Origin of the sequence: Pseudomonas sp. REP124 (assembly GCF_020164475.1) — a bacterium.
In the GTDB taxonomy this organism is placed as follows: Bacteria; Pseudomonadota; Gammaproteobacteria; order Pseudomonadales; family Pseudomonadaceae; genus Aquipseudomonas.
Genome location: NZ_JAIQWX010000030.1, coordinates 1 through 25,352 on the forward strand (window position 1 = coordinate 1; position 25,352 = coordinate 25,352).

Here is a 25,352-nt window from a genome sequence, read left to right on the forward strand (position 1 = left end):
CGATCTGTAGGAGCGAGGCTTGCCCGCGAAGAGGCCGGTACAGACAACAGAGATGTTGAGGTGAAACATGTACAACTGGATCGACGCCCTCGCCGACCTGCAAAACCGCGGTGAACCCTGCGTGTTGGTGACCATCATCGAAGAGCTCGGCTCGACCCCGCGCAATGCCGGCTCGAAGATGGTCATCAGTGCCCAGCAGGCCTTCGACACCATCGGCGGCGGGCACCTGGAATACAAGGCCATGCAGATCGCCCGCGAAATGCTCGCCAGCGGCAAACAGGACACCCACCTGGAGCGTTTCAGCCTCGGCGCCAGCCTGGGTCAGTGCTGCGGTGGCGCCACGGTGCTGCTGTTCGAACCGATGGGCCAGGTCCAGGCGCAGATCGCCGTGTTTGGCGCAGGTCACGTCGGCCGCGCGCTGGTGCCGCTGCTGGCGAGCCTGCCCTGCCGGGTGCGCTGGATCGATTCGCGTGAAGATGAGTTCCCCGAACAGATCCCCCATGGCGTGCGCAAGATCGTCAGCGAAGAACCGGTGGACGAAATCGACGACCTGCCCGCCGGCAGCTACTGCATCGTCATGACCCACAACCACCAGCTCGATCTGGAGCTGACCGCCGCGATCCTCAAGCGCAACGACTTCGCCTACTTCGGCCTGATCGGTTCGAAGACCAAGCGGGTGAAGTTCGAACACCGCCTGCGCGACCGCGGTTTCGACAGCGGCGTGGTGCAACGCATGCGCTGCCCGATGGGCATCGGCGAAGTCAAAGGCAAATTGCCTGTGGAAATCGCCATCTCCATCGCCGGCGAAATCATCGCCACCTACAACGCGAATTTCGGCCAGCAAACCTCCAGCGCCGAGCCGATTGCCAAGCTGCTGCCGGTATCGCGCCGCAGCCAGGCCACACAATTGAAAGCCTCAAATTGATAAGCCTCATAAATAGAGAACGATCATGCCCTTGACTCGCAAAGCCTACCGCGCCGCCATTTTGCACAGCATCGCCGACCCCGCCGAAGTGGGCATCGAAGCCTCCTATGAGTATTTCGAGGACGGCCTGCTGGTGGTCGATAACGGCAAAATCAGCGCCCTCGGCCACGCCAGCGAACTGCTGCCGACTCTGCCGGCGGACATCGAGATCACTCACTATCAGGACTCGCTGATCACCCCGGGCTTCATCGACACCCACATCCACCTGCCGCAGACCGGCATGGTCGGCGCCTACGGCGAGCAGTTGCTGGACTGGCTCAACACCTACACCTTCCCGTGCGAAAGCCAGTTCGCCGACAAAGCCCACGCCGATGACGTCGCGGACATTTTCATCAAGGAACTGCTGCGCAACGGCACCACCACCGCGCTGGTATTCGGCAGCGTGCACCCGCAATCGGTGAACTCGTTCTTCGAGGCCGCCGAGCAGCTGGATCTGCGCATGATCGCCGGCAAGGTGATGATGGACCGCAACGCCCCGGACTACCTGACCGACACCGCCGAATCCAGTTACCTGGAAAGCAAGGCGCTGATCGAGCGCTGGCACGGCAAGGGCCGCTTGCACTACGCGGTCACCCCGCGCTTCGCCCCGACCAGCACCCCGGAACAACTGACCCTCGCCGGCCAGTTGCTCACCGAATATCCGGATCTGTACATGCAGACCCACATCAGCGAGAACCTCAAGGAAATCGAGTGGGTCAAGGAGCTGTTCCCGGAGCGCAAGGGCTACCTGGATGTCTACGATCACTACCAACTGCTGGGCGAGCGCTCGGTGTTCGCTCACGGCGTGCACCTGTGCGACGACGAGTGCGCGCGTTTGGCGGAAACCGGCTCGGCGATCTCGTTCTGCCCGACTTCGAACTTCTTCCTCGGCAGCGGCCTGTTCAACCTGCCGATGGCCGAGAAGCACAAGCTGAATGTCGGCCTGGGCACGGACGTCGGCGGCGGCACCAGCTTCTCGCTGCTGCAGACCCTCAACGAGGCGTACAAGGTCATGCAGCTGCAAGGCGCGCGCCTGAGCCCGTTCAAGTCGCTGTACCTGGCCACCCTCGGCGGCGCCCGCGCGCTGCGCCTGGAAGACAAGATCGGCAACCTGCAACCGGGCACCGACGCCGACTTCCTGGTGCTGGACTACAACGCCACGCCTCTGCTCGGCTATCGCCTGAAGCAGGCGAACAATATTGCCGAGACCTTGTTCGTGTTGATGACCCTGGGGGATGACCGGACGGTGCTGCAGACCTATGCGGCGGGGAATCTGGTGCATCAGCGATAGGCTTTTTCGCGCCTTGATCGTTCCCATGCTCTGCGTGGGAACGATCTGAAAACAAAAATCCCCCGGTACTTTTCAGTCCGGGGGATTTTTTGTGTCTCTCAGGCCGTCATCGCGGGCAAGCCCGCTCCCACAAATATAGAGGTGCTCACACTTTTGGTTTACAACACAAATCCTTGTGGGAGCGGGCTTGCCCGCGATTGGCGCGACTCGGTTTCCGATCAGATCTTGGCCGGCGACCGCCCAGGCTTCTTGGTCTGCAACAAATGCGAGAACACCGCATGCAAATCATCCGACGCACTTTCCTCGTCGAGGTTGAGCTTGCTGTCGATGTGATCCATGTGATGCATCATCAGGTCCACCGCCAGCTCACCGTTGCGCGCTTCGATCGCGTCGATCAGCTGGGTGTGCTCGTCGTAGGAGCAGTGGGAACGGTTGCCGCTTTCATACTGGGCAATAATCAGCGAAGTCTGGGACACCAGGCTGCGCTGGAAGCTGATCAACGGCGCGTTTTTCGCCGCTTCCGCCAGTTTCAGGTGGAATTCACCCGACAGACGGATGCCGGCGCCGCGATCGCCACGGGAGAAGCTGTCGCGTTCGTCGTTGACCATCTGCCGTAATTCAGCGATCTGCTCGGCAGTTGCATGCAGAACCGCAAGCTCAGTGATCGCCCGCTCCACCAGACGCCGGGCCATGAACACCTGGCGCGCCTCTTCCACACTCGGGCTTGCCACCACGGCGCCACGGTTGGGCCGCAGCAACACCACACTTTCATGGGCCAGACGCGACAGCGCGCGGCGAATGATAGTGCGACTGACCCCGAAAATCTCCCCCAGCGCTTCTTCGCTCAACTTTGTGCCGGGCGCCAGACGCTGTTCGAGGATGGCCTCGAAGATATGCGCGTAGACAATATCGTCCTGGGTACCGCTGCGCCCGGCTTTGCCTGCGCGCGGTTGTTTCTTGAGGGGCTGCAACTGTTCGTTCATGGGCACTCGAGTCGGGAGAACTGCGGCGAATTGACGGTGACTGTAATACGGCACAGTGGGTCGCTGGCAAGTATCGCGTAAAAAGTACCGCGATTGTACACAATGGTTAGTGGCGACACGACTGTATGGCTGTTTGTAGCCTTCGCTGTATGGCAACACCTTCTTACGTTTGAGTTTAGGCTTAAACCCACAAAACCGTTGCGTCACCCCGCTCCCTGTAGGAGCCAGCTTGCTCGCGATGGTCGTCAACGATAACGCTGGATGCCTGATGCCCAGCGGTGCCTGGGCGTCCATCGCGAGCAAGCTGGCTCCTACAGGAGAAAATTGCGGAGCCACGGATATCTTCAGCAGAAACAGGACCACCGCCGTCATGAACGACGCCACGCACACGCAATTGCGCCCCCTGGCCGATACCTCTCCATCGGCCATCGTCGCCGGTTTCATCGCGATGATGACCGGCTACACCAGCTCCCTGGTCCTGATGTTCCAGGCCGGACAGGCGGCGGGGCTGACCAGCGGGCAGATTTCGTCGTGGATCTGGGCGATTTCCATCGGCATGGCGGTGTGTTCGATCGGTCTGTCGTTGCGCTATCGCACGCCGATCACCATCGCCTGGTCGACCCCCGGCGCGGCGCTGCTGATCACCAGCCTGGGTGGCGTCAGTTATGGCGAAGCGATTGGCGCCTATATAACGTGCGCGATCCTGGTGACCATCTGCGGCCTGACCGGCAGCTTCGAACGCCTGGTGAAAAAGATCCCCGCCTCCCTGGCCGCCGCGCTGCTGGCCGGGATTCTGTTCAAGATCGGCAGCGAAATCTTCGTCGCCGCGCAACATCGCACCGCGCTGGTGCTGGGCATGTTCTTCACCTATCTGGTGGTCAAGCGCCTGTCGCCGCGCTATGCGGTGCTGGCCGCGCTATTGATCGGCACCGCGCTGTCGGGGCTCATGGGACTGCTGGACTTCAGCGCCTTCCGCCTGGAAGTGGCGACACCGGTCTGGACCACCCCGCACTTCTCCCTCGCCGCGACCATCAGCATCGGCATTCCGCTGTTCGTGGTGGCGATGACCTCGCAAAACATGCCCGGCATCGCCGTGCTGCGCGCCGACGGCTATCACGTGCCTGCCTCGCCGCTGATCACCACCACCGGCATCGCCTCGCTGCTGCTGGCGCCCTTTGGCTCCCACGGCATCAACCTGGCCGCCATCAGCGCGGCGATCTGCACCGGCCCGCACGCCCATGAAGATCGCAACAAGCGCTACACGGCGGCGGTCTGGTGTGGGATTTTCTACGGCATCGCCGGGGTATTCGGCGCGACCCTGGCGGCGCTGTTCGCCGCCCTGCCCAAGGAACTGGTGCTGTCGATCGCCGCCCTGGCGTTGTTCGGCTCGATCATCAACGGCCTGAGCATCGCCATGAGCGAGGTGAAAGAGCGTGAAGCGGCGCTGATCACCTTCATGGTCACGGCGTCGGGGCTGACGCTGTTCTCCATCGGCTCGGCGTTCTGGGGGATTGTCGCGGGCGTCGTGACCTTGATGATCCTGAACTGGTGCAACGCTTAGGCCCTCTCACCGTCCCTGTGTGATCTCAAACCAGACGCAACCCGGTCATGCCCAGCATGATCGCCAGCGACACCAACGACCCCACGCCCGCGCCCACCCACCAGAGGGTGTTGGCAACCGTTGGTTTGACGCCATGCGCCAGCAACACCACCCGCAACCCCGAGAACAGGTGCGCCAGTACGAACAACACCCCCAGCGCATAGTGCGGCAGCAGCCGGATGTTCCACGGATCAGCAATCAGGCCGGTCGGCAACCCGGCGGCGAATGCCCAGTCCGTGGGGATGCCTAGGTAGGTTCGGGCAAAGATGAACACCGAGTTCATGTGACCGAGAATAAACACGGACATGAACACCCCCGACGCCAGCTGGAAAACCCGATAGCGATCCAGGGTGGTCTCGCTTCCGGTCCAGACCAGGCGCAAGCCGCTGACAATCTGGAACAGCATCACCATCACCAGGATTGGCTCGATGAAAGACGCCCGATAAACCGTGCGCCCGATGTCCATGACCGCCCCGTGCGCCTGCGGGCTGACGAGGCCGAACAGGTGATTGGTGATGTGAAACAGCACGTACAGCGCAGCGATCGCACCACACACCCCATGCGCCACCCGCAGCGGCGCTGACAGACTCGCCCGTAACGGCGCCTGCGATACCCCCTTTCGAATCGCCACGTACCCCAACAGCAGCCACACCGGTGTCCAGATCCAGGTATCGGGAATCGGGCTGCCCGCCATGTAGGAAACCACGCCGAAAAACACGTAAGTCGTCGGCGCCGTCATGGCGATGAAGGCAAACCGTCGCGCCCGCGACGCATCTGCAGCGCCCGCCCGAAGCGGATGGCCCGCTTGCAGCAGACAGATCAACGGCACTGCAAAGGCCACCACCAGCATCAAGGTCGCCATGGCCGTCGAGCCTGCAAACACCGGCTGATCGGCCGCGCCCGGAGTCACCGCCCAGTGGAAGGCATCCAGCACCCAGGGGTACAGCGCTGCACAAACCGCCGTCAGCCAGATGACGCGCCGGGCCTCCGTTGATTGCACGCCAGCGCCGACAGGCACCGACTCGTCCTGCGTGAGTGTGTTGAGCATTCGGGCTCTCCAGTCGGGATGGTAAACAGTGTCAAAGCGCAGACACGTTATCCTCTTCATGCCCTATGCTATAGATCCAAAAATGCTTGAATTGATTGGGACATAGGAATGCGAAAAATCGAATCCGAAAAAGCGGGCGGTCCTCCGTTGTTCCGGCAAATCTATTGGCGCTTTCGCGATTCGATTGCAGAAGGACGCCTGAAACCCGGTGATCGCGTGCCTTCCATCCGGGCGCTGGCCTCGGACCTGAATCTGGCTCGTGGCACCGTCGAGGCCGCGTATCAGCTATTGATCAACGAGGGTTATTTTGTCTCGCGCGGGCCTGCCGGAACCGTGGTGTCACCGCGGATCAAACCCGCTCCGCTCAAACCCCGGGCGGCCCCCGCCTCACGCCCGCAAGCGCCCTTGATTCATATGGGCGAACCGCCGCTGCCGTTGCAGATGGGACTGCCGGCGCTGGATGCGTTCCCCGGCCCGCTGTGGAATCGCCTGGCTCACCACACGCTGCGCCACTCGCAGCTGGACGGTCTGATTTACCCGGACGCCCGCGGTCATCGCGCACTGCGCGAAGCGGTGGCGGGCTACCTGAGCGTGTCCCGTGGCATCGCCTGCTCACCCGAGCAGATTTTCATTGTCGCCGGCTACCGCGCCTGTCTGGATCTGATCTGCCGCAGCCTGCTGAACCCGGGCGATGGCTGCTGGGTCGAGGACCCCGGGTATTTCGCCGCCAGTCATTTCCTGCGGGAAGCGGGTGCGAACCTCGTGCCAGTGCCCGTCGACGCGGAAGGCATCGATGTGCAAAGCGCCCTCCAACAGGCACCGGACGCCCGCTTTGCCGTGGTGACACCCACTCACCAGAGCCCGCTCTGCGTCCCCATGTCCATGCCGCGCCGCCAGGCCCTGCTGGATTGGGCCAACCGGCAGAACAGCTGGATCATCGAGGATGACTACGACAGCGAATACCGCTATCAGGGCCGTACGCTGCCCGCGCTGAAAAGCCTCGATGGCGGCAATCGGGTGCTGTATTGCGGCACCTTCAGCAAGGTGTTGGTGCCGGCCCTGCGCCTGGCTTATGTGGTGGTATCGGAAGACCTCGTGGCGCGGTTCACCCAAATCGCCGACATGATGCACAGCCACTGCCCTCAACTGTGGCAAGTCACCACCGCCAGGTTCATTGAGCAAGGCCACTTCCCCCGCCATCTGAAAAGAATGCGTGACCTCTATTCGTCCCGCCGGGGCTTGCTGGCCGACGCCCTGCACGCGGTCCTTGGGGATCAATGCTCGGTCGATCGCCAGGTAGGCGGGATGCATCTGATCCTGCGGCTGGCGCCAGGCATGGATGACCGCGCCATCGCACTGCGCGCCCGGGAGGCCGGCCTGAGCATCCAGGCGTTATCGAACTGGTACGCCTCGACACCGGCCGCGCAGGGCCTGCTCCTGGGCTTCACCAACGTGAAAGACCAGGCCCATGCCCTGGAACTGGCGCGACGCCTGGAAAAGGTCATGCAGGGCCTGACTTAAGCGCGCAGATCAGGCGTCCAGCCAAGCATGCGCCGCGCCTTTTCAGTGCTGACCTGCGAGTTGTCTTCGGCGATGTTGAACACGCCATTAGCGTGCAACCGCAGCGCCAGCAACGCGGCCCAGGCCGCCGCCTCGACATGCAAAGGGCTGTTCCCCGACGGCTGATCGGTGCCGGTACCCGGACCATACAGCTGACCGTAGCGAAGCAAGGTGCCTTCCACTGACGGCGTGTTCAACACCCGATGTTCCAGCGCCGCCACGCCACCCACGCTGATCGCGCGCAGGCCCTGCGCCTGCAGATCCAGCGCGGCCTCTTCTTCGTAAGGCATGGGGCCCTCGGCATACGCCCACGCAATACTCTGGGCGACAACGCGCGCACAGCCCGATGCCCGCGCGGCCGCCATCAGATTGGCCGTGCCCTGATCACGCAATCGTGCGTTGCGAGCGATCGCCTCCGCCATCTGCGTGGGGTCGAGCCCCCGTGGCAGATCCGTGAGTTGATGCACGACACAGTCGGGCTTGATCCGCAGCAATTGCGCCTCGAGCGCCTGGGCATCGAAAACATCGACAACCACGGGGCTCACGCCAAGGGAACGCAACCTTTGGGCCTGCTCCTCACGGCGCGTGCTGCCGTACACGCGGTAACCCGCCTGAACCAGCAACTTGACCAGGACACTGCCGATAACCCCGGTAGCGCCTGCAACGAAAATGCTTTCAGCCATGAGCGGTTTCCTCCAACGGGAAAAACACCGGCTCCGCACTCAGTTGCCGACGGGCTTGCAGCAAGGCCGCGCTGACCGCACCCGGCCCCGTCGCCATGCCCTGAAGGTAGACGAAACGCAAATCATGCAAACCGATGGTGTTCAACACGCAGCGCAGAAACGAGCTGATGAATTCGGGCTGATTGGCTTGCGGGCCGCGATGAATTCCACCGGAGCTGATCAACAAGTAAGTCGGTCGATCCGCGAGCAAGCCGATTTTCCCGTTAGGTCCGCGACCGAACGTTCGCCGTGCGCGAACCACATTGTCGACCCACAGCTTGAGGGCGGCCGGCACAGTGAAGTTGTGAATGGGCGTCGCGATAAACAGCACATCACTGCGTTCCAGCTCGACGATCAGGCGCTCGGATTGGGCGAAGGCCGGATCATCGTTTTCCCGACCGCCCAGCAAGGCCTCACAGTAGGCATCGCTGACCGGCAGCAAAGGATCAGCCATCAGGTCGCGTACGGTGAGATTCAGCTCCGGACGTCTGCTGCGCAGGCTTTCGATCATGTCCATGGCCAGGCGGAAGCCAGCAGAGCCCGATCCATTCGGGCTGCTGTTGATCATGAGTAACTCTTTCACTGCCCTGCTCCCGTCATTCCGACAATGGCTGAACGAAATGCATGCCCTTGGCCAGCATTCCCTCGCGGAAATAAAAACGCTGGGCCAGCGGCATGTGCAGACCGGTGTCGAGCACCAGGTGCGCGCAATCGCGACTGATCGCTTCGGCCCGCACGGCATCGAGCAGACTCGCGCCCAAGCCCAGATGACGCGCTGCGGTGTCGACCACCAGGTCGTCAACGTAAATGAAGCGGCCATAAAGCAGGTTCTCGCTCTCACGAAAACCGATCAGCCCTACGTACGTTCCGTCTTGCCGGGCCGCCAGCAACTGGTAGCCCTGCTTGAGTTGCCGTGCAATCTGCTCGGCGAACAACGCAGGAGACACCAATGCCGGGCGCAGCTGTTTCATCAGTTCGAAGCACGCTTCGAGCTCCGACGGAGTGGTTAACGCGTGCAAATCCACTTGGGGGGCCATGATCAACCTCGGGTGAGAAAGTCGAATCAATGTAGAGGCAGGATGACTTAGCGGGTAGATCCAAAAATGCGATAAATCGGTAGGACATTCAGACCCGACAGCCACCGTTTTTTATGCGCTTCGCACATCGAATTAATGCGCAGACATCACTGTAATTTGCGCCACCCGCAGCACATTCTTGGCCCGCAGGCGTTCCCTTAGAACAATAAGAATCAAAGCCCTGAGGCCTCTAATGAAGAAGCGTTCATTGTTGGGACTGTTCGTATTTTCCGTATCCGCAAGCTCTCTGCCCGTTCAGGCAGAAGATGTGCAAGCCAAAGATGAGCCTGAAGGATTTATCGAAGGCTCATCCGCCAAAGTGCTCGCACGCAACATGTACTTCAACCGCAACTCGCTGTCCCACTATCCCGATGCAATAGGATGGGGTCAGGGTTTCCTGATGGACTATCAGTCCGGGTTCACCCAGGGCGTTATTGGCTTCGGCATCGACGCCAGTGCCTACACCGCCTACAAGCTCGATGGTGGACGCGGCACTCAGGGCACGGGCATGTTTCCCGTCGGGGGAGACGGGGAAAGAAGTGAGTCATCGACACTTAACGGTTCTGTAAAAGCCAAATGGTCGAACACTGTTTTGAAGTTTGGCGACTTGCGTCCTTACAACCCGGTATTCGCCACGCCCGACTTGAGATTGATGCCGATGACCACTCGGGGCTTTCAACTCCTGAGCGATGACATCGAAACAGTCAGCCTCGATATCGGCCATTTCTATTCTTCCCGGGGTTACACGACCACCAATCACGACGAGGGCTTCAAGGCCGGTTACGCCGGAGTCGACGCCGGGGACGTGGACTACGCCGGTTTGACCTGGCAGCCGATCGAGGAAGGCAGCCTCGGCTTTTATGCATCCCGCGCGGAAGACCTGTGGCGCCAGTACTATGTAAACGCGAACTACACCTTCCCGTTGGAAGCGGAGCAGACACTGGGTTTCGATTTCAACCTTTACCGCTCGCTCGACACCGGTCAGGCCAATGCCGGCACGATCAATGTCACGGCCTGGTCGCTCGCGACCACTTATGGCAATGGCCCGCACAGCTACACCCTGTCCTATCAGAAAATTCATGGCAGCCAACCGTTCGACTATCTGATGTCGTCCGACGGGACTTACATGGACTCCATCTACCTGGCCAACTCCTCGCAATACGGCGACTTCAACGGCCCCGGCGAACAGTCCATCGGACTGGGTTATGCCTATGACTTCGGCAGCACCGGTTACTTGCACACGACACTCAGCCTTCGCTACGTCTACGGCTTCGATATCGATAACGAGAAAGTTGATCCCGAAGGCTTGTACGCCTACTTCGCCCACGCCGATAAACAGATCGAACGGGATATCGACCTTAAAACAGTGGTGGAAAGTGGCGCCCTGAAGAACCTCTCTGTACGCGTCCGTTATGCCGACCAGTCCTTTACCGGCGACAGCGTGAAGCAACTTCGAATCATCACCGAATACCCCTTCGATCTTTTCTGATCTGTCTCATCACAATAAAAAAAAGAGGTCTCCCATGAAGAACTTGCGGATCAAGTGTATTGCGCTGGCTATCACTTTCTATTCCCTGGCGTTATCTGCGCACGCCGACACTGTTTATGTGCATGCCGGGCATCTGGTGGATGTGGAGAAAGGCAAAGTGCTGAGCGATCAACGCATCAAGATCGACGGTGATCGCATCGTCGCCATCGAGCCCTGGAGCGCACCACCGTCCAACAGCACGGTGATCGACTGGTCGACCAAAACCGTGCTGCCGGGCCTGATCGACATGCACACGCACATTTCCGACTGGGACATGACCAACAATGTCGCCGAACCGCTGCTGCACTCCCCTCAGGATGTCGCGCTGATGGGCGCCAAACACGCCTATCAGACCCTGCGCGCAGGCTTCACCACCGTGCATGACCTGGGCACCTATCGCGCCTTCACCGACGTCGCCCTGCGCGATGCGATCAACGCCAACCGGGTTTTGGGGCCGCGGATGAACGTGGTCGGCGCCTACATCACCGTGGCCGGCGGCGGTGGCGAGGTCACCGGATTTGCCCCCGGCGTGGAGATCCCGGCGGACATGCGCGTGGGGGTTTACCGCGACGCCAACGACGCCAAGTTGAAGACCCGTTACCTGTTCCAGCACGGCGTGGACACCATCAAGATGATGGGCACCGGCTCGGTACTGGCCGAAGGCACCGAGCCCGGCCAGATGGAGATGACCGAGGACGAAATGCGCGCCGTGGTGCAGGAAGCCAAGGTCCACAAAAGCTACGCCACGGTGCATGCCCATGGCGCCGAAGGGATCAAGGCGGCGATCCGCGCGGGTGTGAAATCGGTCGAGCATGCGTCGTTGCTGGATGATGAAGGCATCAAGATGGCCAAGGACAACGGCACCTATCTGGTGATGGACATCTATAACGGCGACTACATCGATGAAGTCGGTCGCGAGGAAAAATGGCCGGAGAGTTACCTGCGCAAGAATGCCGAAACCACCGATGTGCAGCGCCAGGCCTTTCGCAAGGCGGTCAAGGCCGGGGTGAAGATCGCTTATGGCACCGACGCCGGCGTTTATCCCATCGGTACCAACGCCAAACAGTTCGCCTACATGGTCAAATTCGGCATGACGCCGATGCAGGCGATCCAGTCCGCCACGGTGGTTGCCGCCGACCTGCTCAACTGGCAGCAGGATGTCGGTGCCGTCAGCGTCGGGCGCTATGCCGACATGATAGCGGTGGACGGCGATCCGCTTGCCGACATCAGCGTTCTGGAGAAATTGCCCGTGGTCATGAAAGGCGGAAGCATTGTGCCGGCCGATATCCTGCCCGGCCTCTGAAAGGCGCAATGAAACCGGCGGTCCGCACGTAGTATTAATTGAACAACTCGACCGGCAAGGAACTTGCTTAGCTGGTAAGATGCGCGGCGTTATTACTCACGAGGATTGTTTCATGGCCACTAACCGTTCCCAGCGTCTGCGCAAAAAGCTTTGTGTAGACGAGTTCCAGGAATTGGGTTTCGAATTGAACCTGGACTTCAAGGAAGATCTGGCTGACGAGGCAATCGACGCATTCCTCGACGCGTTCCTGAAAGAAGCCATGGAAGCCAACGGTCTGGGCTATGTTGGCGGCGACGACTTCGGTCTGGTTTGCCTGCAGAAGCGCGGTTCGGTCTCCGAAGAGCAGCGCGCTGCCGTTGAAGCCTGGCTCAAGGGCCGCAGCGAACTGACCGAAGTCACCGTCAGCCCGCTGATCGACGTCTGGTACCCGGAAAAGCCGATCAATCCGGTAGCTTGATGTTCAAAAGGGCCATCCATTGTGATGGCCCTTTTTCTTTATGGCCCGCAACACGATTTGAAAAAATAGCGGATTAGCAGACCAAGGCCGCAACACCTTGGGGCATAATGCCGACACTTTTGTCACCGCTGAGGGCTTTCATTTTCACGCCCTCGTCAATTTCCCCTCGACTGCAGGGTCTTATTTCACATGATCAAATCGTTGCGTCCATTGCTGCTGGCCAGCTTCCTTTTGCCGCTGGCCCTCCCCGCTTCCGCTGAAACGATCAACACCTCCCTGACGCCCAACGTCGAAAAAGCCCTGAAGGCCAGCAAGTTGCAGGACAACGCCCTGTCGCTGGTGATGATCCCGCTCAACGGCCCCGGCACCCCGACCATCTTCAATGCCGACGTGTCGGTCAACCCCGCCTCGACCATGAAGCTGGTGACCACTTACGCGGCGCTGGAAATGCTCGGCCCCAACCACCAGTGGAAAACCGAGTTCTACACTGACGGCACACTGAGCGGCGGCATTCTCAACGGCAACCTCTACCTCAAGGGTGGCGGCGATCCGAAGCTGAACATGGAAAAGCTCTGGCTGTTGATGCGCGACCTGCGCGCCAATGGCGTGACCCAGGTCACCGGTGATCTGGTGCTGGACAAGAACTTCTTCGTGCAGCCGCAACTGCCCGAGTTCAATGACGACGGCAATGACGAGAACAAGCCGTTCCTGGTCAAGCCTGACGCCCTGCTGGTCAATCTCAAGGCCCTGCGCTTCGTGGCCCGCAACGACGGCGGGCGCGTGCTGATTTCGGTGGAACCGCCGATTGCCAGCATTCGTATCGAGAATCAGGTCAAGGCGCTTCCTTCCAAGCAATGCACCGGCGGCGTGCGCTACAACCCGGTGCCTCAGGCCGACGGCAGCGTGACGGTCACCGTCGGCGGCCAGTTGGGCGACGGCTGCAGCTCGCAGACGTACCTGTCGCTGCTCGACCACGCGACCTACACCGCCGGCGCCGTGCGGGCGATCTGGAAAGAACTGGGTGGCAGCATCCAGGGCCGTGACGTGCTGGCGCCAACGCCAAAAGACGCCAAGGTACTGGCCCGGGCGTTCTCGCCGGATCTGGCGGAAATCATTCGCGACATCAACAAATACAGTAACAACACCATGGCCCAGCAGCTGTTCCTGAGCCTGGGACAACGCTTCCGCACCGATGCCGACGGCGACGACGCCAAGGCCGCCCAGCGCGTGGTTCGTCAGTGGCTGGCGAAAAAAGGCATCACCGCACCGCACCTGGTCATGGAGAACGGCTCCGGCCTGTCCCGCTCCGAACGCGTCAGCGCCCGGGAAATGGCCTCGATGCTGCAGGCCGCCTGGCGCAGCCCGTATGCGGCCGAGTACATCAGCTCGATGCCCATCGCCGGCACCGACGGCACCATGCGCAAACGCCTGAAAACCACCGCGATGCGCGGCGAAGCCCACGTCAAGACCGGCACCCTGAACACCGTACGCGCCATCGCCGGCTACAGCCGCGACGTCAACGGCAACACCTGGGCCGTGGTCGCCATCCTCAACGACAAAGCCCCCTTCGGCGCCTCGTCGGTACTCGATCAGGTACTGCTTGACCTGTACCGCCAGCCGAAAGTGGCGCAGACGGCTTCGGTGCTGTAACCGCTTTAAAGGTCAACTCCCGATCCAATGTGGGAGCGGGCTTGCTCGCGAAGGCATAGTGTCAGCCGACATCAATATCGACTGACCCACCGCTTTCGCGAGCAAGCCCGCTCCCACAGGTTCATCTGGTGTACACAAACCCCACAAACAACCACAAACCCTGTAGGAGCAGGGCTTGCCCGCGAAGAGGCCGGCACATTCAATAGAGATGTTGGCTGACCGAATGCCATCGCGAGCAGGCTCGCTCCCACAGATTGATTGAAGTTATGTGCAGACCCTCGGGATCAGTTCATCTCCCCCTGCACCCGATCCCTGCCCTCCTGCTTGGCCACATACACCCCCGAGTCCGCCCGCAGCAACAGTGCATCCGCGCCTTCGCCGAGGCGCCAGCTGGCGATGCCGAAACTGGCGGTGACGACGCCGACCTCATCGATCGGCGCGCTGCGCAGGCTTTGCCACAGTTCCAGGGCCAGGGTGTGGGCCTGTTCGCCGCCGATGTCCGGGCAGAGCACCATGAACTCCTCACCACCGAGGCGGCAGAACACATCGGTGCGGCGCAGCCGGTGGCCGATGCGTTCGCAGACGGCCTGCAACACCCGGTCGCCCACGGCATGACCGTACTGATCGTTGATGCGCTTGAAGTGGTCGATGTCGAGCATGATCACCGACAACTCGCCGCCCCCGCGCTCCACCCGGGCCATCTCGGTGGTCAGACGTTCCTGGAAATAGCGGCGGTTATGAATACCGGTCAGCGAATCGGTGACCGACAACGCGCGCAATTCTTCCTCCACCCGCTTCATGTCGGAAATGTCCGAAATATAGCCGTGCCACAACACCCCGCCGCCCGGCAGCTCTTCCGGCGTCGCCTCGCCACGTACCCAGCGCAACCCTCGCTGCGGCAGCTGCACGCGGTACTCCTCGCGCCACGGGCTCAGGTTGTCCGCCGAGGCGCGGATCGAGGCGCGCACCCGCGTCGTGTCCTGTGGATGAATACGGGTGAAGATCGCCTCGGCGTTGAGCAGCAGCACATCCGGCTCCAGCTCGTAGATTTCGCGGATGCCATCGCTGGCGTAGATCACACTGAAGCGCCCGTCGAACTCCATCTTGAACTGGTAGATCCCGCCGGGCACATGGGCGCTGAGCTTTTTCAACAACACATCCCGCGCCGCCAGCGCCTCATGTACCCGCTTGCGCTCGGTGATGTCGATGCACACCGCCAGATGCCCGACCCACAAACCCTGCTCGTCGAGCACCGGCGTGGCCAGCATGTTGACGATCAAATGACTGCCGTCACTGCGCACCAGCGTCCACTCACGGGTCTCGTGCCGGCCTTCGACGCTGGACTCGACCAGCATCGCCTGACAGGTCGGCACCGGCTTGCCGAAACGCGCGCTCAACTCCGCGGAACGAGCCGTCAGCTCCCGGGGCAGATGCAGGTTTTCCAGGGTCATGCGGCCCACCACCTCGGCAGCGGTATAGCCGAGCATCTGTTCGGCACCGGCATTGAAGGTGCTGATCACTCCACGCAGGTCCGTGGCGATGATCGCCACCTGGGTCGCGGCATTCAGCACCCCGCGCAGCTGACCGTGGGTGCCGCGCAGCTCCTGTTCCCGGGCGCGCAATTCTTCGGTCCGCTGGTCGACCATCTTCAACGCACGCTGACGCTGGCTCACCAGCACGTAGAGCAAGGCGCTGAGCAATACACTGATCAAGCCGCCGAGCACCACGATCGCGGTCACCGACGAATGGTTGGCCTGGAGAAAGGCTTCGCTGGGCTGAATGTCGACCTGATATTCGTGATCGGCCAGGCGCAACAGGCGGCTCGCGGCCAAGTCGCTGACGGCGGGAGGGTTCGCTGATTCGAACAGGACTTCGTGCTGGTCGTCGATGGACAGGTCGAGGATGCGCACCGACAGATAATCGCGCCCCGCTTCCGGCAAACCGTCGGACAGCAACTGACGCATGCTGATCACCGCCATCACATAACCGAAGGGCTTGTCGGTTGCGGCTTTCGGCTCATCGCGCTGCGTGACCGGTGCCACCAGCAGCACACCCCGCGCATAGGCCGGTTCGATACTGACCAGATGCATCGGCTGCGACACCGCCATACGCCCATGCGCATCGGCACGCTCCAGCGTCGCCCGGCGCAAAGGCTGCGCCAGCAAGTCGTAACCCAGGGGCGCGCCGAGTTTGCTCAGGGTCTGGCTGTACAGCACCACCACGTATTCATCCCGCCCGCCAGCCAATTGCAGCTGACCCTCGGTATTGAGTTCACGCAAGTTAAAGTCCGTCAGCCCCTCGTCCCGCGCCCGTTGCTCGAACGCAGCCCGCTGCTCGCCACTGACCCGTTCGGCGAACGAATAGGCCTGGGTGCGGTGCAATAGAGGTTGGGTGTAGCCGTTGAATTCGGCTCGGGAAACCGTATCGGAATTGGCGAAGAAGCGGCGCAGGCCGTCGAGGCGCTGCTCCTGATCTTCGAAACGTTCTTCGATACGGCTGTAACGCTCGCTGGCCAGCAGCTGGAAACGTTGGCGCAATTGAGACTTGAACAGGTCAAGCGTCGACCACGCCAGAATACCGGTAAGCACACCGCCGAGCAGCAATACCAGCAGCGCGACCAGCCAGGCCGAGACATCTTCGCTGATAAAACCCAGGATCTTTGGGCGCACGGCGTGCAACGACATAAACACAACTCAGAACGCCAGGTGCGGGAAAGCCCTTTGGCCCTGAATTGAGTTATAGCTATTAGCCACTAATTTGACCAGTACCCGAAGAATCCAAGAGCCTATAAAAATCAAGGCTCTGTGGATCCAATCACAACAAGCGTCAACGGGCCGTGATTTTCCAGGCGCGGTGGATCTTCGAATTGCGGGCAAAATCCGGATCAATGGTCTGTGCGGTGATCTCTTCGACCGCATAGCGCTCGGCGAGATTGGCCTCCAGTTCGAACTTGCGGAAGTTGTTGGAGAAGTACAGAACACCGCCGGCCGCCAGGCGCGCCATGGCCAGATCGATCAGTTGCACCTGATCGCGCTGCACGTCGAACACGCCTTCCATGCGCTTGGAGTTGGAGAAGGTCGGCGGGTCGATGAAGATCATGTCGTACTCGTCCCGGGCGTTTTCCAGCCAGGCCATCACATCGCCCTGCTCCAGACGGTTCTTGTCCGAGAAACCGTTGAGCGACAGATTGCGCCGCGCCCAGTCCAGATAGGTTTTCGACAGATCGACGCTGGTGGTGCTGCGCGCACCGCCCTTGGCCGCGTGCACACTGGCGGTGGCGGTGTAGCAGAACAGATTGAGGAAGCGCTTGCCGGCGGCCTCTTTCTGAATCCGCATGCGCATCGGACGGTGGTCGAGGAACAGGCCGGTGTCGAGGTAGTCGGTGAGGTTGACCAGCAGCTTCACGCCGCCTTCATTGACCTCCACGAACTTGCCCTGGGCCGCCTGACGCTCGTACTGCTTGATGCCGCTCTGGCGCTCGCGACGCTTGACCACCACGCGGCTCTTGTCGATGTTCAGCGCCTGGGGAATCGCCGCCAGGGCATCGAACATGCGCGCCGAGGCTTTTTCCGGGTCGATGGATTTCGGCGCGGCGTACTCCTGGACATGGACCCAATCGTGATACAGGTCGATGGCCATGGAGTATTCCGGCATATCGGCATCGTAGACACGGTAGCAATCGACGCCATCACGCTTGGCCCACTTGCCCAGGGCCTTGAGGTTCTTCAACAGGCGGTTGGCGAACATCTGCCCGCCTTCGCTCAGGCGCGGCTGCTCGACCACAGGCGCTGGGGCCGGTTTGATCGGGTTGCCATTCTTGTTGAACTTGCGCTCTTGCGGCTCGTTCGGCAGTTGGTCGTACTCGGCCTGTTCACGCTCGGCCTGACGCTGCTCCGGGGTTTTGCGTTCACCGGTGACGAACTGGCTCGGCTGCACCTTGATCAGCAACAGCTTGCACGGCAAGGCGCCGTTCCAGAACGAATACTGTTTGTGGCTGCGGATGCCCATGCGCTTGCCCAAGTCCGGGGCGCCGGTGAACACCGCCGCTTCCCAGTTCAGGCAGGCCTGACGCAGACGTTCGCCGAGGTTCTGATAGAGGTAGAGCAGGCTCGCCTCTTCACCCAGGCGCTCGCCGTAAGGCGGGTTGCAGATCACCAGGCCTTTCTGGTTCTGGTCCGGACGCGGCTCGAAGGTCGCGACTTCGCCTTGGTAGATCTTGATCCACTCGCTCAGACCGGCACGCTCGACGTTATTGCGGCCCGGCTGAATCAGCCGCGGGTCGGCTTCATAACCACGAATCCACAGCGGCGGCTTGGCCAGACCGGCCGCCGCGCGTTCGACCGCCTCTTCATGCAGCTTTTTCCACAGCGCCGGCACATGACCCAGCCAGGCGGTGAAGCCCCACTGTTCACGACGCAGGTTCGGCGCAATATCGGCGGCGATCATTGCCGCTTCGACGAGGAAGGTACCCACACCGCACATCGGGTCCGCCAGCGCGCCGCCTTCGGCCGCGATACGTGGCCAGCCGGAACGGATCAGGATCGCCGCCGCGAGGTTTTCCTTCAGCGGCGCGGCGCCTTGCTGCAGGCGATAACCGCGCTGGTGCAGGCTGTGGCCGGAAAGATCGAGGGAAAGAATGGCTTCGCCGCGGTCCAGGCGCAGGTGCACGCGCAGGTCCGGATTGAGTTTGTCGATGGACGGACGATCGCCCTGCGGGGTGCGCAGTTTGTCGACGATGGCATCCTTGACCTTCAGCGCGCCGAAGTGGGTGTTGTCGATGCCCGAGCCGTGGCCGCTGAATTCGACGGCCAGGGTGCCGTCATTGAGCATGTGATCCTGCCAGTCGATGTCGTGCACGCCGTGATAGAGGTCCTCGGCGTTTTTCATCGGGAACCGCTTGAGCACCAGCAGCACCCGGTTGGCCAGACGCGACCACAGGCACAGGCGATAGGCGGCTTCCATGGTGGCCATGCCGCGCACGGCAGAGGTGTGCTCACGTGCATCCTCAAGGCCAAGCCCGGCGGCTTCCTCGATGAGCAGGCCTTCAAGGCCTTTTGGACAGGTGAGGAAGAGTTCGAAACGATCGGACATGAGGATACAGAGCCTTTGGCTAGTGAACCGGCAACGCATTGCCGGCCCGGTTTTCAATCAGGCGCTTTTCTCGAAGAGCGCCCGCGTGGCACGAAGGTGTGCCTCTCCACCCTGACTGCTCGGATTCAGAAGAGCTTAGATGCCAGAACAGATAAAAAAGTTGATGCAATAAAATGTCATAAGTCGACCCTTCGTCGAAAAATGTCGCGTTACAACGCGAGACATTCTCAGCAAAGGATTAACCCCTTCATCCTGCGGGGCGCCGATCATACAGGGCTTTGATCAATAAATACGCTACGAATATCGTGTTACTTATGGCCTTACCATCTTTATGGTTACGTTCTTATGACAAAACGATCATTCCCTCGATGTGACGCATTGGTTAGAAATCAATACAGGTTGGCGCCGCCATGACGCCAACACTTTGGCTCGCCACGCCGGCAGCGGGCCCCAAATGGCAGAGTCTTTCTGCCTGACCTCGATAGAGGTCGACGCGATGAAAACAGTCAACAAGTGAGGGCAACACCCTATGAGAAGACTTAAGCGTGATCCTTTGGAACGAGCATTTTTGCGCGGCTATCAATATGGGGTTGGTGGTAAATCCCGTGAGCTTTGCCCATTTACTCTACCGTCGGTACGCCAAGCCTGGATCAACGGCTGGCGAGAAGGACGCGGCGACAACTGGGACGGTATGACCGGCACTGCGGGAATCCACAGACTCAACGAACTTCACGCTGTCGGCTAACACAGGGTATTCATTCCGACACGACAATCTGAGCAATTGACGAATTAACCACGCACGTCCCATCCGGACGGCGGGCTGCGGCCCAGGGGCTCCTTTTGAGGGGCCCTTTTTTATGCCTGCAATTTGGTAATCATTCCACCCTCTGTAGGAGCGAGCTTGCTCGCGATGGTCGTCAACGATCACGCTGGATACCTGACACCCAGCGGTGATTTTGAGTCCATCGCGAGCAAGCTCGCTCCTACAGGGGGAGACGTGGGTTAGCGCAGCGCAGCAATCGCATCCACGGACTCGCGAATCAACGCCGGGCCCTTGTAGATGAACCCGGAATAGATCTGCACCAGGCTCGCACCCGCGGTGATTTTCTCCGCTGCGTGCTTGCCTTCGGTGATACCACCCGCAGCGATGATCGGCAGGCGACCGCCCAGCTCCGAGGCCAGCACTTTCACGGTGTGGGTGCTCTTCTCGCGCACCGGAGCGCCCGACAGGCCGCCCGCCTCGTCACCGTGCTCCATGCCTTCGACACCCACGCGGCTCAGAGTGGTGTTGGTGGCGATGACCGCGTCCATACCGGTTTCGATCAGGGCTTGCGCGACCTGCACGGTTTCTTCGTCGGTCATGTCCGGGGCGATCTTGATCGCCAGGGGCACGTGCTTGCCGTGACGCAGCGCCAGTTCGGCGCGGCGGGTGGCCAGGTCCGCGAGCAATTGCTTGAGCGAGTCACCGAATTGCAGGCTGCGCAGGCCCGGAGTGTTCGGCGAGCTGACGTTGACGGTCACATAGCTGGCATGGGCGTAGACCTTGTCCAGGCAGATCAGGTAATCATCCACCGCACGCTCGACCGGGGTGTCGAAGTTCTTGCCGATGTTGATGCCCAGCACGCCCTTGTACTTGGCCGCCGCGACGCGGGCCAGCAGGTGATCCACGCCAAGGTTGTTGAAGCCCATGCGGTTGATGATCCCTTCGGCTTCCGGCAGGCGGAACAGCCGTGGCTTGGGGTTTCCCGGCTGCGGACGCGGGGTGATGGTGCCGATTTCGACAAAACCGAAACCCAGCTGGGCAAAGCCGTCGATGGCCGCGCCGTTCTTGTCCAGACCGGCCGCCAGCCCCACCGGGTTGGGGAAATCCAGGCCCATGACCGTCACCGGGCTCTTCGCCGGTGCCTTGCACAGCAAACCGTTGAGCCCCAGACGCCCGCCCGCGCCGATCAGGTCCAGGGACAGATCGTGGGAGGTTTCCGGGGAAAGTTTGAACAACAGCTGACGGGCTAGGGTGTACATGGGCGGCTTGGACTCAGGGCGGCAAAAAGTGCCGGCGATTATAGCCGGCACGGGGCGCACAGGCGACTGCTTTGCCTGGGTTCATTCAGGCAGTGCAGGAGCGGGCTGGGGTCGACTGAGGGTTCCGAGGACCAGCGGCAGGTAAACCATCACCGCCAGCACCAGAATGGCGAAGCTCAGGTAAAACCTTTTATCTTCCACGCCGGCCTCATCAAGGGACGTCATCAATGCCCCCAGTGACAATGTGAACACATGACCCGCCGAGAGCCGGAGACCCGCAATGCCGAAGAACGAATTCAACAAATGTGTGAGCGTTGGTCGCCGTGCACCGGCACGCACCTCTAACGCGACACGCTCCTGCATGGATTCAGGGTCGGGAAAAGACGACGGATTAAACAAACGGCATTCCCTGCAAAGCATGAAAACAATGTCATCCAGTACCAGACCAGAAGTATCCAGTCCCGCTCGCATCAGATCCGGAAGCAAACGGTAGCCTTCGTCATGGCTCGGTGGAATAAACTGCCCTGCCAACGGCAGCAGGGACTGCACTACTCCATACATGATCGCCGTAGCCCCGGTACCCGAAGCTGTGACCGGCCCTGCGTTGTCCCGCATGGGAAAACAGGTGTTCAGAAAGTCTCTGATGAGGGTGTAAAGCGTTACACCGGCCATCGCCGGAAACAACCCGGGCGCTTTGCAGGACCGCGCCGTCATGTACGCAGCCAAAAGAAGAGCCAGCATGCAGCCCCGCCCAAAACGCGATGCAAAGGTCCCCGCCTCGTTGCACTCATCTCGAATAGCCCCTATCAAGATTGATGCGGCCCCGATCGTTGCCGTGGCCGCCACGGACCAGGCTTCGGGTGAGTCGGCGTCCATGGCTTCCTTGATGCGCAAAGTCGCGAAATGTTGCGCCAGTTTGCTGATCATAATAATCAGTCCCCCGCGCCCTACGATATTGGCCAGGTTGATCGCAGGTCCTTTGGCTGCATCGAACCACTCCAGCCCCACTTGAAGTAAGGCGCTCATGCGGCTTGTCGGAGTTTGCTCGGCATTTGCACAGCGCTGCATCGCCAATCTAAAGAGCTCTGAATGAACCGCCCCTTCAGGCAGTCTCCCTTCAATCACAAAAATTTCGCCGGCCCGCAGCACATCTGTATCGGTTTGTCCCAGGCTCTGCGAGATCGTCGTCAATTCATGGCTAATGGCACGATCCATGAGCTCAAAGCCCGCTGCGACTTCCCTCGGCGTACCCAGATCACTCGCCTGAAAACCAGACAAAGTCAGCGCAGAAAGATCAACACGATTGACCTCTGCCGCCGAGGAGACATCGGTCAGCTCGATGTCCTGCCCAGCGGACCTGGCGGCCGATGATCCTGTCCCTACCGTCACCATTCACTCTTCTCCCAAGCATCATCACCCATTGGCTGAAACACCTCGCGCATGAACCCCTTCACAAAAAGATCCACGCTGAATGCCAGCGCGTTCGCGGCGCTGACTTCCATGTAAATCGGCGAGTCCTGCAGTTTTTCGTCCTTCAAGCGCACCAGTACCTGCAACGTCACCGCCAGCAATGCCTTGGCCGATGGGTACGCCCGGGACTCTCCATCGGCGCCGCGCAGCGTTCGCAGATACTCATGAATCGCCTTCCCGCCCTGCCCTTCCATGGCCAGCAACTGTTGATACAAACGCTCGAACTCAGGGTCCGGTCGCAGGTTTGCTGACAACCGTGACTCCAAGGATTCGACCGTCGAGGTCTCGCTCTTGAACGCGTTGCTACCGCTCACCGATTCAATCTTCATCAGGCACCCCCGCAAAACTTGCACACAGGTCCGTCAGAGCCCGTTTCGACTTGCGATCCAGCGAGCGCGCCGAGGCCGGCAGGTTGTTCGACGCACGCCAGCAACCGCGGCTCCAGCCTCTGTCGAGCCGCCGCGATATCGAACTCCAGCAACTGATCACCAAGGCGCAGCAGATAACGCTCCTGGGCTTGAAAATCGAACACCAACTCGCCGGGCCAGAGCCTGTGCAACCGCTCGCGCAATTCATGGCTGCGTGAGCGCCAGTGCGCCGGCAGCAACAGGTACAGCACCGCGCTCGCGTCATGGGCTTGTTCTGCCAGCCAGCGTTCGAGCATGTCGTCCAGCCATTCGGGGCGACTCAAGGTTTGCGCGAGCAAATCCCCGGCAGCCTGCGCCACGTCTTTGCGCAACTGCGCTGCCAACGTCCGTGATGCCAGCAGGCTTTCGGCCAAGTGTTCGGTCACGCGCAAGACACCCTCGGCATAGCCTTCCTGAAAGGCCTGGGCATGAATCGCTTCGGCGTCGCATCGGGCCTGGTCGACGCATTCTCGGGCCCAACCCTGCGCCTGCAGCTGCAAGGCGCGACGGCGGCGTGCGGCGGCGATGTCTTCGCGGCACAGATGCACTTCGCCCGGGTCCGGGAGGTCAGTCAGGGTTCGGATAGAGTCGAGCATGCTGCACCGCCATATGGAAAAGAGCCGGGTCGGGTTTCGCCATGGGCCACTGTTCATGCAGGCGAACTACCGGTGGGGAAAATTGCAGGAGCAGACGTTCGATCAACAGTGCAGGCACCTGCTCGTACCAGCCGCATAAAGCATTGAGACCCGCAGCCTCGACCACTTGCATTGAAATCACCGGACAGTCGATCGGCAGCGCGCCTCGCACACCCAGGCTGCAACTGGCGAAGCGGCGCATCGACAACGGCAAGCGCAGCAGCGCCCCACCTCGGGTCAGTTCCGGCATCAGGCGCCAGGCGCCCATCAGCCCGGCGATGTAGGGCAATTGCCACCAATGAAGGACCCATTGCCGGGCCGTGGCGCTCAGCTCAGTCGCCGGCCACGGACTCTGTAACTGCAGTCCTTCAAACACGATCCGATTGAGCACCTGACGCGCCTCGGATCCGCGAAACTGTGCCGGCACGCACAGGCGTTGCGGGTGCAGATAATCCAGAGGCTCGGCAAGAATCGCCTGCATACCTTCAGCGCACGCCATCACGCCGCCCCGCACTCAGGCGCAGATAAGCGAAAGTCACTGCCCCCGCCAACACCACCACGCCCACCAGACCCAGCAACCAGATGCCCCGCGAAGGCTCCTGCCTGGCCGCCACGGTGGGCGCGACATGCTGGGTCGGCGAGCGCTTGGACAGCACCACGGAGATATTTTCGTAGTCGACGCCGGCAAAGCTGTTCTTGAGAAATCGCTTGATGTCGGTGATCAGCAATTGCGGCTCGACGTCGCGCTCATGGATCGCCACCGCCGACAGGTGAATGGGCGGCGATTTGCGCCCACCCTCGCCGGCATCCAGGTCATAACTGACATGGACCCGCGCCGAGACCACGCCTTCGAGCACATTCAGTGACTGTTCCAGGCGCTGCTCCAGCGCCGAATACAGCCGGGCCTTTTCCGCCCGGGGCGAGGCCACCAACGTATCGGCGGGAAACATTTCGGCCACTTGCAGGCGTGGCCGCGAAGGCAGCGAATAGAGGTTGAGCAGATCCACCGCGGCGGAAAAATCCACCTGATCGATCTTCACCGTGTAGCCGGTCTTGCCGGCATCGACTTTCACCGCCGCAATGTTGTTGCGTTGCAGCACCGACAGCACTTCGTTGGCCTGCTGCTGGTCCAGCCCTTCGAGCAGATTCGGCTGGCGACAGCCCGCCAGCGCCAGGCACAAAAGCACCAGCCACACACCCGGCTTCATGAAGCGCGCAACAAGGTTTCTGCTGTGCCCACCGCCTTGCGCACCAGCACGTTGAGCAGGTTGATCTCGACGTTGTACTGCCCGCTCAGGTCCTGCAACTGGCTGAGCACTTCGGGGTCGGTGATATCCGGGCGCTGCAGCAATTGATTGATCGCCGAGACCTGCTTTTCGCTGTCGACCGCGGAGCCGGCAAAGGCCTCGATCATGCGCGATTCGAGGGAGACGATCGGGCCGTCCTGCGGGCCGCGCAGTTCGCTGAAAGCCGTGGGCTGGATGTCAAAAAGGGAAATGTCCGCAACAGGCATGGCATGTACTCAGGTCAGTGGCCACGGACGGC

The 25,352-nt window shown here is 61.1% G+C and carries 23 protein-coding genes; 9 read left to right on the top strand and 14 right to left on the bottom strand.

What is annotated here, in order from left to right; genetic code table 11:
- Positions 1 to 67: 67 nt before the first annotated feature.
- Complete coding sequence (gene xdhC / locus K9857_RS10090) at positions 68 to 925, top strand: xanthine dehydrogenase accessory protein XdhC (protein ID WP_224535383.1); 858 nt, start codon at positions 68 to 70, stop codon at positions 923 to 925.
- Between the two features lie 25 nt (positions 926 to 950).
- Positions 951 to 2,255 (top strand): guanine deaminase, encoded by a 1,305-nt coding sequence (guaD, locus tag K9857_RS10095; protein WP_224535384.1) that lies wholly within the window; start codon positions 951 to 953, stop codon positions 2,253 to 2,255.
- 218 nt (positions 2,256 to 2,473) lie between these two features.
- Here guaD and K9857_RS10100 read toward each other — a convergent pair whose 3' ends face one another.
- A complete protein-coding gene (locus K9857_RS10100; protein ID WP_224535386.1) occupies positions 2,474 to 3,238 on the bottom strand; it encodes a GntR family transcriptional regulator in 765 nt (254 codons plus the stop codon).
- Between the two features lie 370 nt (positions 3,239 to 3,608).
- Here K9857_RS10100 and K9857_RS10105 point away from each other — a divergent pair, with 370 nt between their 5' ends.
- Positions 3,609 to 4,799, top strand: a complete 1,191-nt coding sequence (locus K9857_RS10105; RefSeq protein WP_224535388.1) for a benzoate/H(+) symporter BenE family transporter — start codon at positions 3,609 to 3,611, stop codon at positions 4,797 to 4,799.
- 25 nt (positions 4,800 to 4,824) lie between these two features.
- On the opposite strand, the gene K9857_RS10110 is transcribed toward K9857_RS10105, so the two are convergent.
- Positions 4,825 to 5,886 carry a hypothetical protein gene (locus K9857_RS10110; protein ID WP_224535389.1) on the bottom strand — a complete coding sequence of 354 codons (1,062 nt, stop codon included), beginning with the start codon at positions 5,884 to 5,886 and terminating at the stop codon, positions 4,825 to 4,827.
- Positions 5,887 to 5,994: 108 nt separating this feature from the next.
- Between K9857_RS10110 and K9857_RS10115 the strand changes: the two genes are divergently transcribed.
- Positions 5,995 to 7,407 (top strand): PLP-dependent aminotransferase family protein, encoded by a 1,413-nt coding sequence (locus K9857_RS10115; protein WP_224535391.1) that lies wholly within the window; start codon positions 5,995 to 5,997, stop codon positions 7,405 to 7,407.
- Here the strand turns inward: K9857_RS10115 and K9857_RS10120 are convergent.
- From K9857_RS10120 to K9857_RS10130, 3 genes are read right to left on the bottom strand one after another with little or no spacing between them, the layout of a single operon-like run.
- Positions 7,404 to 8,129, bottom strand: coding sequence for an NAD-dependent epimerase/dehydratase family protein (locus K9857_RS10120; protein ID WP_224535393.1), 726 nt, complete (start codon positions 8,127 to 8,129; stop codon positions 7,404 to 7,406). The two genes, K9857_RS10115 and K9857_RS10120, sit on opposite strands and share 4 nt — an antisense overlap.
- Complete coding sequence (locus K9857_RS10125; RefSeq protein WP_224535395.1) at positions 8,122 to 8,751, bottom strand: FMN-dependent NADH-azoreductase; 630 nt, start codon at positions 8,749 to 8,751, stop codon at positions 8,122 to 8,124. The genes K9857_RS10120 and K9857_RS10125 overlap by 8 nt, the downstream gene beginning before the upstream one ends.
- A 13-nt stretch (positions 8,752 to 8,764) precedes the next feature.
- Positions 8,765 to 9,205, bottom strand: a complete 441-nt coding sequence (locus K9857_RS10130; protein ID WP_224535396.1) for a GNAT family N-acetyltransferase — start codon at positions 9,203 to 9,205, stop codon at positions 8,765 to 8,767.
- Positions 9,206 to 9,512: 307 nt separating this feature from the next.
- Between K9857_RS10130 and K9857_RS10135 the strand changes: the two genes are divergently transcribed.
- The 4 genes from K9857_RS10135 (at position 9,513) to dacB (ending at position 14,182) form a co-directional block, all read left to right on the top strand.
- A complete protein-coding gene (locus K9857_RS10135) occupies positions 9,513 to 10,733 on the top strand; it encodes an OprD family outer membrane porin (protein ID WP_224535398.1) in 1,221 nt (406 codons plus the stop codon).
- A gap of 34 nt (positions 10,734 to 10,767) precedes the next feature.
- Complete coding sequence (locus K9857_RS10140) at positions 10,768 to 12,075, top strand: metal-dependent hydrolase family protein (protein ID WP_224535400.1); 1,308 nt, start codon at positions 10,768 to 10,770, stop codon at positions 12,073 to 12,075.
- Positions 12,076 to 12,187: 112 nt separating this feature from the next.
- Positions 12,188 to 12,532 (top strand): YggL family protein, encoded by a 345-nt coding sequence (locus K9857_RS10145; protein WP_008027379.1) that lies wholly within the window; start codon positions 12,188 to 12,190, stop codon positions 12,530 to 12,532.
- A 189-nt stretch (positions 12,533 to 12,721) separates the two neighbouring features.
- The gene (gene dacB / locus K9857_RS10150) at positions 12,722 to 14,182 is read left to right on the top strand and encodes a D-alanyl-D-alanine carboxypeptidase/D-alanyl-D-alanine-endopeptidase (RefSeq protein ID WP_224535402.1); all 1,461 of its coding nucleotides are present in this window, start codon (positions 12,722 to 12,724) and stop codon (positions 14,180 to 14,182) included.
- Positions 14,183 to 14,466: 284 nt separating this feature from the next.
- Here the strand turns inward: dacB and K9857_RS10155 are convergent, their stop codons facing one another.
- Both K9857_RS10155 and rlmKL read right to left on the bottom strand, forming a co-directional pair.
- Positions 14,467 to 16,866, bottom strand: coding sequence for a GGDEF domain-containing protein (locus tag K9857_RS10155; protein ID WP_224535404.1), 2,400 nt, complete (start codon positions 16,864 to 16,866; stop codon positions 14,467 to 14,469).
- Between the two features lie 142 nt (positions 16,867 to 17,008).
- Positions 17,009 to 19,273 carry a bifunctional 23S rRNA (guanine(2069)-N(7))-methyltransferase RlmK/23S rRNA (guanine(2445)-N(2))-methyltransferase RlmL gene (gene rlmKL, locus K9857_RS10160; RefSeq protein WP_224535406.1) on the bottom strand — a complete coding sequence of 755 codons (2,265 nt, stop codon included), beginning with the start codon at positions 19,271 to 19,273 and terminating at the stop codon, positions 17,009 to 17,011.
- Between the two features lie 529 nt (positions 19,274 to 19,802).
- On the opposite strand from rlmKL, the gene rmf reads away from it, so the two are divergent.
- Complete coding sequence (gene rmf / locus K9857_RS10165) at positions 19,803 to 20,018, top strand: ribosome modulation factor (protein WP_003223300.1); 216 nt, start codon at positions 19,803 to 19,805, stop codon at positions 20,016 to 20,018.
- Positions 20,019 to 20,275: 257 nt separating this feature from the next.
- Here the strand turns inward: rmf and K9857_RS10170 are convergent, their stop codons facing one another.
- The 7 genes from K9857_RS10170 to sctI all read right to left on the bottom strand — a co-directional run bounded on the left by K9857_RS10170 (position 20,276) and on the right by sctI (position 25,320).
- A complete protein-coding gene (locus tag K9857_RS10170; RefSeq protein ID WP_224535408.1) occupies positions 20,276 to 21,295 on the bottom strand; it encodes a quinone-dependent dihydroorotate dehydrogenase in 1,020 nt (339 codons plus the stop codon).
- An 81-nt stretch (positions 21,296 to 21,376) separates the two neighbouring features.
- Entirely contained in the window at positions 21,377 to 22,687 is a 1,311-nt protein-coding gene (locus K9857_RS10175; protein ID WP_224535409.1) for a hypothetical protein, read from the bottom strand.
- Positions 22,681 to 23,094: a hypothetical protein gene (locus tag K9857_RS10180; protein ID WP_224535411.1), complete on the bottom strand. Its 414-nt coding sequence runs from the start codon at positions 23,092 to 23,094 to the stop codon at positions 22,681 to 22,683. Before K9857_RS10180 ends, K9857_RS10175 begins: the two co-directional genes overlap by 7 nt.
- Positions 23,094 to 23,768 carry an oxygen-regulated invasion protein OrgB gene (locus K9857_RS10185; protein ID WP_224535413.1) on the bottom strand — a complete coding sequence of 225 codons (675 nt, stop codon included), beginning with the start codon at positions 23,766 to 23,768 and terminating at the stop codon, positions 23,094 to 23,096. Before K9857_RS10185 ends, K9857_RS10180 begins: the two co-directional genes overlap by 1 nt.
- Positions 23,740 to 24,306, bottom strand: a complete 567-nt coding sequence (locus tag K9857_RS10190; RefSeq protein ID WP_224535415.1) for a secretion system protein — start codon at positions 24,304 to 24,306, stop codon at positions 23,740 to 23,742. The genes K9857_RS10185 and K9857_RS10190 overlap by 29 nt, the downstream gene beginning before the upstream one ends.
- Complete coding sequence (locus tag K9857_RS10195; RefSeq protein ID WP_224535417.1) at positions 24,293 to 25,015, bottom strand: EscJ/YscJ/HrcJ family type III secretion inner membrane ring protein; 723 nt, start codon at positions 25,013 to 25,015, stop codon at positions 24,293 to 24,295. The genes K9857_RS10190 and K9857_RS10195 overlap by 14 nt, the downstream gene beginning before the upstream one ends.
- Entirely contained in the window at positions 25,012 to 25,320 is a 309-nt protein-coding gene (gene sctI / locus K9857_RS10200; RefSeq protein WP_224535419.1) for a type III secretion system inner rod subunit SctI, read from the bottom strand. The genes K9857_RS10195 and sctI overlap by 4 nt, the downstream gene beginning before the upstream one ends.
- Positions 25,321 to 25,352: the final 32 nt, after the last annotated feature.